9 protein-coding genes are annotated in these 12,746 nt (G+C 69.2%); 5 read left to right on the top strand and 4 right to left on the bottom strand.

The genetic code is table 11. The annotated features are described in order from the left end of the window. The first annotated feature begins 137 nt into the window (after positions 1-137). Together D514_RS22025 and D514_RS22020 are read left to right on the top strand one after the other, a co-directional pair. Positions 138-941 (top strand): IclR family transcriptional regulator, encoded by an 804-nt coding sequence (locus tag D514_RS22025; RefSeq protein WP_017828433.1) that lies wholly within the window; start codon positions 138-140, stop codon positions 939-941. An 84-nt stretch (positions 942-1,025) separates the two neighbouring features. Further along, positions 1,026-2,186 carry a mandelate racemase/muconate lactonizing enzyme family protein gene (locus tag D514_RS22020; protein WP_017828432.1) on the top strand — a complete coding sequence of 387 codons (1,161 nt, stop codon included), beginning with the start codon at positions 1,026-1,028 and terminating at the stop codon, positions 2,184-2,186. 70 nt (positions 2,187-2,256) lie between these two features. Here the strand turns inward: D514_RS22020 and D514_RS22015 are convergent, their stop codons facing one another. After that, positions 2,257-6,225 carry a hypothetical protein gene (locus D514_RS22015; protein WP_017828431.1) on the bottom strand — a complete coding sequence of 1,323 codons (3,969 nt, stop codon included), beginning with the start codon at positions 6,223-6,225 and terminating at the stop codon, positions 2,257-2,259. A gap of 167 nt (positions 6,226-6,392) precedes the next feature. Here D514_RS22015 and D514_RS22010 point away from each other — a divergent pair, with 167 nt between their 5' ends. The 3 genes from D514_RS22010 (at position 6,393) to D514_RS22000 (ending at position 9,695) form a co-directional block, all read left to right on the top strand. Continuing rightward, entirely contained in the window at positions 6,393-7,358 is a 966-nt protein-coding gene (locus D514_RS22010; RefSeq protein WP_186004803.1) for an acetylxylan esterase, read from the top strand. Positions 7,359-7,434: 76 nt separating this feature from the next. After that, positions 7,435-8,163 carry a response regulator transcription factor gene (locus D514_RS22005; RefSeq protein ID WP_017828429.1) on the top strand — a complete coding sequence of 243 codons (729 nt, stop codon included), beginning with the start codon at positions 7,435-7,437 and terminating at the stop codon, positions 8,161-8,163. A gap of 26 nt (positions 8,164-8,189) precedes the next feature. Continuing rightward, the gene (locus D514_RS22000) at positions 8,190-9,695 is read left to right on the top strand and encodes a cell wall metabolism sensor histidine kinase WalK (protein ID WP_017828428.1); all 1,506 of its coding nucleotides are present in this window, start codon (positions 8,190-8,192) and stop codon (positions 9,693-9,695) included. Positions 9,696-9,713: 18 nt separating this feature from the next. Here D514_RS22000 and D514_RS21995 read toward each other — a convergent pair whose 3' ends face one another. The 3 genes from D514_RS21995 to D514_RS21985 form a co-directional block, all read right to left on the bottom strand. Then, on the bottom strand, positions 9,714-11,228 hold the full coding sequence (locus tag D514_RS21995) for an FAD-dependent oxidoreductase (protein WP_236610900.1): 1,515 nt from the start codon (positions 11,226-11,228) through the stop codon (positions 9,714-9,716). A 74-nt stretch (positions 11,229-11,302) separates the two neighbouring features. After that, positions 11,303-12,184: an FAD:protein FMN transferase gene (locus D514_RS21990; RefSeq protein ID WP_017828426.1), complete on the bottom strand. Its 882-nt coding sequence runs from the start codon at positions 12,182-12,184 to the stop codon at positions 11,303-11,305. A gap of 15 nt (positions 12,185-12,199) precedes the next feature. Continuing rightward, positions 12,200-12,673 (bottom strand): FMN-binding protein, encoded by a 474-nt coding sequence (locus D514_RS21985; RefSeq protein WP_017828425.1) that lies wholly within the window; start codon positions 12,671-12,673, stop codon positions 12,200-12,202. Between the last annotated feature and the right edge of the window lie 73 nt (positions 12,674-12,746).

Here is a 12,746-nt window from a genome sequence, read left to right as displayed (position 1 = left end):
TGCGGATGCGAAATCCACAAGATGCATAAGACACCCACATTTGTGTTGCTTGAAGCCATTTCTCTGAATAGGATGACTGGCAGCGGCGATCGACCGCGGCGTCGCATCCGCGGCGGCAGCACTGAGGAGGAGTGACCATGGCATCGGAATCGGTGGGCGGCACCCAGACCGTCGAACGGGCGATGTCGTTGCTCGCATGCTTCACCGAGGAATCCGGTGAGCTGAGGGTCTCCGAGCTGTGCACTCTTACCGGCCTCGGCCAGTCCACCGTCTCGCGCATGATGTCGGCGCTCGATCGCTTGAAGTTCGTGGTGCAGGACTCACGCACCGGGCTCTACCGCCTGGGCCCCGCGGCCGTGTCCCTGGGCACGATCGCCCTCAACGGCTCGCCCATCTTCCGCGCATCGCGGCAGATCGCACAGAACCTCGCTCGCAGGATCGAGATCGGTGTGAACGTGGCCGAGCTCAGCGGCTTCACCTTCATGTACCTGTGCAACTTCGAGGGAGCACTCGCACCCAAGTCGTTCGACATGGCAGGTCGCACGGGCCCGCTGCACGCCACCGGCATCGGCAAGGCGCTGCTCTCGGGTATGACGGACGCGCAGGTGGACGAGTACTTCGCGCAGGCGCCGCAGCGCTTCACTCCGCACACCATCGTCGACCGTGACAGCATGCAGCTCGCGCTCGACGAGACGCGCAGTCGCGGCTACTCGACCGAGATCGAAGAACTCGCCTTCGGACGTGCCTGCATCGCCGCCCCGATCCGCAACCGTGCCGGCGAGATCGTGGCCGGCATCTCGGCCAGCGGCCCCCTTTCGGTGCTCGACCTGCACGCCCCGCACCAGGAACTCGCGCTGCAGCTGATCGAGGCCGCCGACGAGATCTCCGTGGCTCTCGGCTACAGCCCGTCCCGCACCGCGTCGGCCTTCGCGGCGCTCTGACGTCCGGCCGCGAGGCGGCCCCCTGATCCCTGACCGCGGCACCAGCCGCCGGCCGCTCGCCCATCGATGTCTTTGGAGACCCCTGTGAGAATCACGCGCGTCCAGACCTTCCCGCTCTACCTGTCGAAAGAGGAGGCGAACAACTCCTACGCCGGCGACACCGCGGTCGACCACCGCGGCTACGTGATCCGCCCGCCCTGGCGGAGCCTGTACTCCCCCGGCTACGAGACCCTGCTCGTGAAGATCGAGACCGACGGCGGTCTGGTCGGCTGGGGCGAGGCACTGGCGCCGGTCGCCCCCGTCGTGGCGGCCGCGATCGTCGACAACCTGCTCACCCCGCTCATCATCGGCGAGGACCCTCGCTCGGTGCGCACGCTCTGGCACCGCATGACCGAGTCGATGCGCGAGCGCGGTCACCTCACGGGCCACCAGGCCGACGCCATGTCCGCCGTCGACATCGCGCTGTGGGATCTCTGGGGTCACGCCACCGGCCTGTCGGTGTCCGAGCTCGCCGGCGGCCGCTTCCACGAGGTGCTGCCTACCTACGTCTCGGGGATCCGCGGCGTCGATGACGTCGAGCGCGCGGAGAAGGCGGCCGAGCTCGTCGAGGGCGGTGTACGCCGCATCAAGCTGCACCTCGGCGTCGACATCCGCACCGACCTCGCCACCTACGACGCTGTCCGCAGCGTCCACCCCGACCTCGACGTCGCGCTCGACGCGCACTGGACGTACCGGCTCGGCGAGGCGCGGGCACTCGGTCGGGAGCTCGACGACCGGAAGGCCTGGTTCTTCGAGGCGCCGCTGGCTCCCGAAGACGTGGAGGGCCACCGTGATCTGTCGACCGCGCTCGCCACCCCGATCGCGGTCGGCGAGGCGATGCGCAGCCGCTTCGAGTTCACCGACTGGCTCACCCGCCGCGCCGTCGGACTCACGCAGCCCGACATCGGTCGCACGGGCATCACCGAGGGCCTCGCGATCGCCGCGGTCGCCGATGCATTCCACGTGCAGGTCGCACCTCACCATTCGGCCGCCTTCGGCATCGCGATGGCTGCCGGCGTGCACGTCGCAGCGAGCGCCGCCTCGCTCCTCGCGTTCGAATACCAGCCGTTCACACTCCCGGTCGCCAACCGCCTGCTCACGACGCCGCTCGAGGTGCGCGCCGACGGTGGATTCGTCGTCCCGACCGGTCCCGGCCTCGGCGTGACGGTCGACGAGGACGCGATCAAGGAGTACGTGCGACACTGACCCCCCTCCACACGCACCACGAAGGGGTGGGCCGGCCGGATCTCTCCGGCCGGCCCACCCCTTCGTCATGTCAGTCCCCGATACGGACGAACTGCGCCGCACTGACCCGGTGGATGCTGGTGTTGCGCACCTCGAGCCGCACGGTCCCGGTCGCCCCCGCGCCGTAGCGGAACGAACCCAGCGAGCGCCAGGCCGCCGCTCCCTGCGTCTGATCCACGATCACCTCGGAGCTTCCGTTCTGATGCTCCACGACGTAGGCCGCCGACGTCGTGGTCGTGGGGTTCGTCGGATACCAGACCGAGACGCGGTAGAGCCCCGCCTGCGGCAGATCGACGTTCCACGTCACGGTGCTGCCGACCGAGTCGGAATCGCTGTACCGCGTACGGGTCCCGTTCCAGCCCGAGAGCCCGCTGGGGTACCAGTTGCCCGATTCCAGGTAGCCCGGCCACGGCGACTGGGTGTGGGCGATCACGCCCTCGTCGGCGACCCGCACGAGCACCCCTCGACGCAGCGTCTGATCCAGCCGCGCCTCGAATCGGGTCGATGACCCCGGTGCGACGCCGACCCCTGCCGTCACCGTCCAGGTGTGGGTCAGATCGGACCTCGGCGGCACCGTGATCGTCGCGCTCTGCTGCCCGACGCTCCAGCCCGTGAGGCCGTAGAGCGCGAGGGTTCCCTGCAGCGGGGTGACCCCGGTGTTGATCACCAGAGCCGTCAGTGTGGCTACCGCGCCGGGGCCGCTGACGATCTCGACGTCCGAGGTGAGCGACACCAGCCGGCGCCGGTCGATCACCTCGATCGCGGCGGGGCGCAGCGTCACGGGGTCCTCGCCGGCGATCGTCAGCTTCGCCTTCACCTCGACCTCGCCGAGCGCTGCGGCCGTCGCGATGACGGCCGCGGATTCCACCCGCGCAGATCCCTGTGCGGGCACGGAGAGCGACGGGACCGCACCTTCGATCTGCCAGCCAGACGGCAGGGTCACCGCCACGGTGCCCGTGATCGGATCGTCGGTGGCGTTTCGCACCTCGATGATCAGCGGCACGCGGTCGCCCGCGGTTCCCGTCGCCTGCGCGATGACGTCGCCCGCGAGACCGGGATTCGCTCCGCTGATCCGCGCGGGCAGTCGCAGCGTGACCTCGGGCGTGGTCGTGCCCCCGGAGGTGATCGTGTATCGGAACGTCTTGGTGAGGTCGTCGACGGGGATCGTCCATTCGAACGGGTACGCCTTCTGTGGCGCCTGCTGCACCGCCTGCGTGCCGATGCGATATGACAGCGTGGCCTGCTGCTCGGTGTCGATCTGCACGTAGGCGTCGTACCCCTGCCCGTCGGGACGGACCAGGAGCATCCCGCGCGCGACCCCGTACTCGGTCGCCGGATCGGAGTCGACCTCGTGGAAGCTGTCGCCCCCGTGATCGACGATGTCGTCGAAGGGCAGCCCCGGCCTCTGCACCGTGACGTTCCGCACCACCAGTGCCACCAACCCGCGGGCAGGCACCGTGACGGTGACGCGGCCGCTCTGGGCCGCGGTGGTCGAGCGGGCGCCGTTCGCGGCCACGACCTCGACCGCGTTCGACGAGCTGCGGGGCAGGCCCGTCAGGTCGGTGGAGAGGTCGACCACCACCTGCTGCGGGGTGCCGGCGGAGTTCGTGAGGCTCACGTACAGGGCCTCGTTGCCGACGCCGCCGATCCAGTTGACCAGAGGGTTGTCGACCTCGATGAGCCCCTCGGGGAAGTACGGCCACACGCCGTCCTCGCCGAAGAACGTCCCCGGCGCGTGACCATAGGCGAAGAACTTGAAATACGCGAAGTCCGCCTCGAACACGTGCGGGAACTCGATCGCGCCGGCGCTGCGGTAGAAGCTCTCGCTGATCAGATAGTCCATCGCGAGACCGAGCTGGGCGGGCGCGTGGTGGAAGTAGTACCCGGTGATGCCGACCGGCCCGCTGGTCGCGAAGTCGGGCTTCATGTGCGCGACCTGGAACTGCCGCCCGTAATAGCCGGGATACGTGGTGAAGCGCCCGATCACCATGTTGTGCGCGATGTCGGCGAGCAGCTCGTCACCGGTGTGATGCGCCAGGCGCAGCAGAGCTCCGGCCCAGCAGGGGTTGAACACGTAGCCTCCGCCCGGGTTCGTCAATGTGCTGACGCCGAGCTTGAACGACGACAGCGCCTCGAACGTCAGGCCGGAGGGCGAGACGTACCAGGCCGGCACAGTCTCCGTCGGAACGTTCGTCGTCGGGTACGACGGGAGAGACGAACGCGACTCCCAGTCGTACTGCTGCGTGATGACCGACCCGACGGGTACGGTGACGGTGGTGTCGGGCACCGGGCGCACCGCCGTCTGCGTGATGAACCGTTGCACCTCGCGATATGCCCCGTCGAGGAACTCGGTCTCGCCCGTCGCCTCGAACATCTCCAGCAGGTCGACCCAGTACTTCGAGAAGCTGTACGCGAACCCGCCCGGCGGCTGTCCGTTGCTCCGATAGGGCGTGAGGATCTGCTCCTGCGAGTAGCGCCGCGCGATCAGCGTCGCCTCCGCGAGATAGGCCGGATCCCCCGTGACCCGGTACGTCGCCAGCGCGTTCGAGAACGGCGCCCTGCTCTGACCGACAACGCCGGCCTTGGTCGCCTGTACCGCGAGCCGCTGGATGCCCGCATTCCGCCCGTGCGTGAGCTGGTACAGCGACGCGAGATTCACGGCATCGGTGGGGATCCGCCCGATCCGGTACTGGGTCTTGTCGTTGTAGACCGGGCTGCCGATCATCGGCGTGTGCCCGATGCCCTTGCGGGAGAGTTGATACTCCACGAGCGGCCGCGCGCGACGCTCGTACAGCGTGCTGTCGGCGGTTCCGGTCAGATAGTGCGCGGCGAGCACGACCCCGCTCGCCGCGGCGCGGACCGCATCCTCGTTCTCGACGTCGACGAAGCCCTTCGCGCGGTTCCACCAGCCCGAGTACGACGGGACGTAGTCGACGGAGTCGTCGCCGCTGGGCTCCACCGCGATCAGCGCTGTCATCGCGTGCACGGCATCCGTGAGCGATCGGTCGTAGACGTTGTGCCGATAGGCGCTCAGACCGTATTCGTTCCGGCACAGCTGCGCGTAGGTGCCGTACAGCGTGTCCGCACGAGCGGCGATGCCGAACGCGAATCCCCGCTGCTGTCCGCCCGTCATGGCCGTGCGCAGGCCCGGCTGCGGCGAGTACATGGACGGCACGATGTCGAGGCTGTCGTTGCGCAGGCTCATGCCGTACGGCTGCCGGTCCGCCATGAGCTGACGTTCATGCACGAACTCGGCGACCTCCGACGGCAGGTACACCCCCGAGGTGACGGCGACGCCGCCGACGGAGTACTGCGTCAGCGCCATCGGCGCGAAGAGCTCCCAGGCACCCAGGGGCGCGGAGCCGTCGAGCACCGAGAGCGCATGCTGGTACGAACCGCACAGCACCTCGTCGAGGTCGTCGAGCGACCTCGTGTCCTGGCTCTGGTAGCCGACGATGTAGTCGCCGGCGGTCTTGGCCGTGAGCACGTGGTGGGCCTCGGGGTGAGCGCCCTCCAGCCTCCACCGCACGACCAGATCGACATCGTCGGTGCTCGTGGTCAGCTCGATGGCCTGCGGCCCGAGCACCTGGTAGGAGGTGAAACCGAGCCAGCTCGGGGTGAGCGGCCCGTACAGCTCCGGGGCGCTCCCCGTCGGCAGTGCCCCCTCCAGCACGAGCCACTGCTCGTCGAACCGATGGGCGGGGTCGGTGATCGACAACCAGCCGCCGTTGTGCTTGATCTCCAGGTCGCGCACAATGGTCGCCCCGCCGTCCCACGTCGCCTGGAGGAAGGTCATCCGGTGGTTCTGGCCGACCAGCTGGGCGACCTGCGAGAACGCCAGATTCGGCTTCTCCAGGCGGCGGAGCGCATCGGCATAGACCCCGCCCGGCGTGGTGAGCTCGGTGGCCGCAGCGGGTGCCGAGCCGGAGGACGAGCCGAGCACCGGAGGAAGCACACCGGCGATCACGAGCATTCGCAGCACGGAGCGTCGGCTCCACATCAGGGGATTGTCTTCGGCTCCATCGCCAGCTATTGAATCCATGATCCACATACTGCAATTCATATGCGATCATGTCAATGGAACGCGCCTCACCGATCCTCCCACCGACGCTTCCGCTCGACACCGGTAGCGTCGTCGAGGCAGACCACCCCGAAAGGACGCCCGCGGTGACCCAGACCCCTCGCGAGGAGATGACGGAGTACTCGCTGAGTGCGCTCCTCACTCCCCCCGAATCACCGGCAGAGCCCGAGGACTTCGACGCCTTCTGGCGGGGCACCTTTCAGGAGTTCGGTGCGGGAGCGGTGGCGTGGGAGCTCATTCGTGAGCACCCCGAGACCGCGACGCATCGCGTGATGGAGATCCGCTTCCGCTCCTCGGCCGATGAACACGCCACCGCCTTCGTGATGCGGCCCCATGCCGTCACCGACGCGCGGCGCGGCCTCGTCGTCGGGCACGGCTACGGCGGTCGCACGGGACCCGACGTCGAGAGGGTGCCCGCCCATACCGCGGCGATCTTCCCCGTCGCCCCCGGGACGCACGTCGGCACCGCCAGCCGCTTCCCCGCATCGCCGGACGAGCATGTCCTGGCCGGCATCGCCCATCGCGACACCTACTCGCATCGCTTCAGCGCAGCCGACATCTGGCGCGCAGCCACGATCCTCCTCGAGATCGCGCCCGCCGTGGCGGGATCGCTCGACTTCAGCGGCGGCAGCTTCGGCGGTGGCATCGGCGCCCTGGCCCTTCCCTGGGACGCCCGGTTCCGACGCGCGGTCCTCGACGTCCCGAGCTTCGGCAACCACGACGTGCGCCTCTCGCGGCGCTGCACCGGCAGCGGAGAGGCCGTTCGCGGGCACCTGCGCGACCATCCAGAGGTTCGCCCCGTCCTCGACTACTTCGACGCGGCGATCGCGGCACGTCGTCTGCGCATTCCCGTGCACGTCAGTGCGGCCGTGCTCGATCCCGCCGTCGACCCGCGCGGGCAGTTCGCGGTGTATCACGCGCTGCCGGGCCCGAAGCGCCTCGGCGTGCGAGCCTGCGGTCATCTCGACGGACCCCTCGGCGAGCTGTCCGACCGCCTCGCCCTGCAGGACGGCATGGACTTCCTCGCGCTCCCCGACGAGCGCGTGATCTGAGCGCTCCTGCGGATCTCCCAGACAACGCATAGCGTTCTCCATAGAAATCGCATAGGAGATTCCGCAGAATAGGCACATGACCAGCGACCTGCCCGAACTGCGCCGCCCCGACGGCTCCCCCCTGCGCATCCTCGCCGTCGACGACGAGCAGATGCTGACCGACCTGCTCGCGATGGCACTGCGCATGGAGGGCTGGGAGGTGAGGACCGCTTCGTCCGGCATGGAGGCGCTCCAGGTGGCGCGCGAGTTCGAACCTGATGCGCTCGTGCTCGACATCATGATGCCCGACCTCGACGGGATGTCCGTGCTCAAGCGTCTGCGGGAGTCCGGCAACCTCGTCCCCGTGCTGTTCCTCACTGCGAAGGACGCCGTGGGCGATCGCGTCGCCGGTCTCACCGCCGGAGGCGACGACTACGTCACGAAGCCGTTCAGCCTGGAGGAGGTGATCGCACGGCTGCGGGCGATCATCCGCCGCACCGGCCACGCCACCGCCGACGACGGACAGTCGATCCTGCGCGTCGCCGACCTCACCCTCAACGAGGACAGCCACGAGGTCGTGCGAGACGGCACCGAGATCGAGCTCACCGCGACCGAGTTCGAGCTGCTGCGCTACCTGATGCGCAATGAGCGCCGAGTGCTGTCGAAGGCGCAGATCCTCGACCGGGTGTGGAGCTACGACTTCGGCGGCAAGTCGTCGGTGGTCGAGCTGTACATCTCGTACCTGCGCAAGAAGATCGACGCCGGACGCACGCCGCTGCTGCACACTGTGCGCGGCGTCGGCTACATGATCAAGGCCCCGCAGTGAGCTCAGCGACGATGATGAGAAGGCCGATGAGCCTGCAGACACGGCTGATGACCGCCGTGATCGGGTTCGTGTCGCTGATCCTCATCATCGTCGCCGTCATCACCAGCGCGACGCTGGGCAAGACGATGGAAGACCAGCTCGACCAGAAGCTGAGCACCTACGCCCACCAGCTCGTCCGGGCGACCGAGGCCTTCGCACCCTCGTCGGCCACCGCGCAGAACATCCTGGACGGACCTTCCACACCGCCGCCGGGATTGCTCTTCGCAGTGTGGAGCCCCGTCACGGGGTACAGCGGGCTCACCGCATCGGCCACATCGGCCACGGCCGACGACGGTATCGGCGGCCTGCTGACGACGCTGACGGGCGCCCAGATGGCGGAAGCAGCGACCGCGCTGAAAGACGTCTCCGTCGCGACCGTCACCCTCACCGACCTCGGCTCGTACCGCGTCATGGCGCTGCCGACGAGCAACGGCCTGATCGTGGTGACCGGTCTCCCCCGCGACGATATCCAGAACCAGCTCACACAGTTGCTCACCGTGATCGCCCTGGCGACGATCGGCGGTCTGATCCTCCTCGCGTTGACCACGGCGATCACCATCCGCGTGAGCCTGCGTCCCCTCCGTGCCGTCGCACTGACCGCGACCAGGGTCGCGAATCAGCAACTCGACCGCGGTGAGGTGACCATCACCGAGCGCGTTCCCGCTTCCGAAGCCGATCCCCGTACCGAGACCGGACTCGTCGGAGCCTCGCTGAACAAGCTCCTCGACCACGTGAACACCTCGCTCGCCTCCCGGCAGAAGAACGAGGAGCGGATGCGGCGCTTCGTCGCCGACGCCAGCCACGAGCTGCGCACCCCGCTCGCGTCCATCCGCGGGTACTCGGAGCTGTCGCTGCGCGCCCTGCGCCAGTCGGACCAGGAGGCGGAGCGGCCCGAGGTCATCGAGAGCACGACGTCGTCGCTGGAGCGCATCCAGGCCCAGTCGCTGCGCATGACCCGTCTCGTCGAGGACCTGCTGCTGCTCGCGCGTCTCGACGAGGGCCGGGAGCTGGTCTACGGAACCGTCGACCTCACCCAGCTGGCCCTCGAGGGTCTCTCGGACGCGCGGCCGACCGCGGTCGACCACCACTGGAACATCGACGTGCCCGACGAGCCCGTGACGATCGTGGGAGACGCCGGACGCATGCACCAGGTCGTCGCGAACCTGCTCGCCAACGCCCGCACCCACACGCCCGCCGGCACGACCGTCACTCTGAGCGTCGCTCAGGAGGGCGAGGATGCCGTGCTGCGCGTGCACGACGACGGCCCAGGGATCGACCCCGCCATCCGCGACGAGCTCTTCGCCCGCTTCGCCCGCGGAGACAGCTCGCGGGCTCGTCAGACCGGCGGCACCGGGCTGGGGCTCGCGATCGCGAAGGCCATCGTCGAGGGCCACCACGGCTTCATCACCGTGACCAGCGAGCCCGGTGACACGACCTTCACCGTCCGCATCCCCATGAACCCGGCGACGACCGGCGGCACCCCCGCGGCCTGACCCGACGGGTAGGCCGGATCAGTATCCGGCGAAGGCGTCGGTCGTGAGGCTCCGTGCTTTCTGCAGGGCGGGGGCGAGGTCGGCGATGAGCCGCGGCGGGCCGGAGATGAAGGCGTGACGCGCGGCCAGGTCGGCGACGGTGCGCTCGAGGGTCTCCGCATCCAGACGCGCGCCCTGCGCCCACGACCAGTGCGCCGGGAGGTCGGCGGGCTCATCACGGGTGAACACGACGGTGCGCACGCCGGTCGCTGCCAGCTCCTCGCGGAAGGCGAGCTCGGAGGCGTCGGAGGCGACGTACACGAGCACCACGTCGCGCTGCTGCCCGGTCGCCTGCAGCTGGCGCAATTGCGACACGAAGGGCGTCACCCCGATGCCGGCGGCGACCATGAGCACCGGCTGCTCCCCGCGGGGCAGGATGAAGTCGCCCCAGGTTCCGGTCACCGCGAAGGTCGCACCGGGCTCGGCCGCGGCGAGAGCACGCTTGTAGCTCGACGGATGCTTCTGGTCGCCGTTCTTGTAGGCGATGCGCAGCGTCGGCAGATCGGCCGGCGCCGACACGATGCTGAACTCCCGACGGGTTCCTCGGGCATCGGGTCGGTGATGCGGGACGTCGAGCTCGAGGTACTGTCCCGGCAGGAAACGCACCCGGCCCTTGGCGCGGAACGTCAGCTCCTGGGCGGTCGGGGTCACGAACTCGCGCCGTTCGAGCACCAGCCGCACCGAACCGCGCAGGGCGAAGGCGAACGCGACCAGGTTGCCGATCAGCAGGGCGCGCTCCTGACCGAGCGTGAAGAGACCGGCCACCGAGATCGGCCACCCCGCGAGCAGCCCGACGACGACAGCCACCACGAGCTGCTGCCGGCGGCGCGGCGGGAGGGTGAGCGGCTCCGACAGCATGAACGCTCCGAGGAACAGGAACGGCGACTGCAGCAGCGCGAACTGCAGAGCCGTCGCGATGTCGAAGGTGATGTCGAACTCCACGGCCTGCACGGCCTGCCGCACGACCGATGTGGCCACGGCGACGGCGAGGAACACCAGGACCACTCGGATCTTCTCGGTGCGCCACAGCACTGCGAGGCCCAGCACGGCCACGGGAATCGTGAGCACCGGCGTGCCGACCCACCACGACGACGACGTGCCCAGCCACTCGAAGGCGCCGAACGCTCCGAGGATCGAGACCACGGCGGCGCCGAACGCGGCAGGGTTGAAGATGTGACGCCCGCGCCAGGCGATCAGGTACTTCGAGACGCTCGCGACCGCACCGGCGAGCGCGAGACCGAGCAGCGCGCCGGCCTCGACGCCCGGTCGGAGCACGAACAGCAGGATGAGCGCCGTCACCAGCGACGACTCGATGCGCCAGGGCAGCCGGAGCATGCGCTGCGCCGCGGCGTCGACGGCGGAGATGACGACCGCGAGCACGAGGAACGATGCCACGAGCTCGAGCGGGGTGGGCGAGACGATCACGCCGAACAGCGAGAGCACGAAGGCGACGACCGCGAGAGCGACGAGCGCGAACAGCACGAGGCGGTACATCGACAGCGAGCCCAGCACCGCGAGGACCCGCTGACGTGCGGCGGCGAATGAGGTGATCACGTTTCCACTCTTCCCTAGTTCTGGGCTGCCGGGGACGACTCCCCCGCGGCGAGGAACAGCTCGGCCGGGCACTCGGGCGAGCGCTGCACGCGTCCGTCCGTACTCATCCGCACCCACTCGACGCCCCAGGCGGTCGCGATCTCGTCGCCGCCGTCGAAGAAGAGGGCCGTCGCCACCGCATCGGCCGTCATCGCCTCCGGTGCCCACGCCCAGGTCGCGGCCCAGGTGCGCACCGGGAGTCCGGTGCGGGCGTCGAGCACGTGATGCAGCCCGTTCCCCCACGCCCGTCGGTTGATCGCCGAGGCGCACAGTGCCTGATCCTGCACCTCGACGACCCCGATCGCCTTCGTCGGGTCGAACGGATGCTCCAGGCCGATGCGCACACCGGACCCGCGGACGCGGATGTCGCCGCCGGCGTCGACCACGAGATCTCCGGGCACGCCCGCCAAGACCGCCGTCACGAGGTCGACGAGGCGTCCTTTGCCGAGCGCGCCGACATCGAGCAGGGCCGGGGTGGATGCGGTGACCCCGGTGTCCGTCCAGGACAGGCCCTGCGCCCAGGTATCGGGAGCGCGCACCGGATCCCCTGCAGTCAGCGAATAGTCCGCGTCATATCCGAGCGCGTCGAGGCTGTCGGCGACGAGCGGATTGACGGCTCCCCCGGTCGCGGCGGAGAGCTCGCGATACGCGTCGAGCATGGGCCCGGCATCGGTGGAAGTCAGAGCGCCGCCCTCCCGACCGAGGCGCGAGACGTCCGAGTCCGAGCGGAACCGGGACCACTCGCGGTCGAAGCGCTCGATCTCCGCCGAGACCGCTGCCGTCGCGGATTCCGGAAGCGCGTCCGTCGTCTCGATCTCCCAGTGCGTTCCGATGGCCTCGAAGCGCCAGCTCGCCATGGGGAAGTCAGGCGCCTAGGAGGCGGCCTGCTCCTTGATCGACTCGACGGCCTTGTTGAACCCGCCGCTGGTGAGCGACGAGCCGGCCACGCGGCTGACGTTCAGGTCGTCGAGTGCCTTGCCATCGACCTCGTCGGCGATCCCGGCGATGAACTGCCCCTGGTACTGCTTGCTCTCGGGGGCCTGCGGGTCTCCCGTGACCTCGACGTCTGTCACGACGCCGTCGGCGAGCGTGAGGGTGACGGAGATCTCCTCGACCGTCTCCGGCGTCTGGTACGAGCCCTCGGCCGTGTAGGTGCCGTCGGCGTAGGTCCCCGTGGAATCGCCGCCGGACGACGAGGAGGAAGAACCGGCATCTGGCGTGCTGCCGGTGCTGTTCGGCGTCTCGGCGTCAGCGGTTCCGGAGCATCCGGCGAGGACGAAGAGTCCCGCGATCCCGAGGAGTGCGGTTCCCTTGCGGACAGAGGTCGGTACGGTCGTGCGGATCATTGTGGTCCTCCCGGCTCGGTGTCGGCCGACGCGCTCGTCGACCATTCGACCGTAGGCACGGCGGCTATGCGCG

This window comes from Microbacterium sp. UCD-TDU (assembly GCF_000340625.1).
In the GTDB taxonomy this organism is placed as follows: domain Bacteria; phylum Actinomycetota; class Actinomycetes; order Actinomycetales; family Microbacteriaceae; genus Microbacterium; species Microbacterium maritypicum.
The sequence above is the reverse complement of the archived record's forward strand: the minus strand, read 5'-3'. Positions and strand labels throughout refer to the sequence as shown.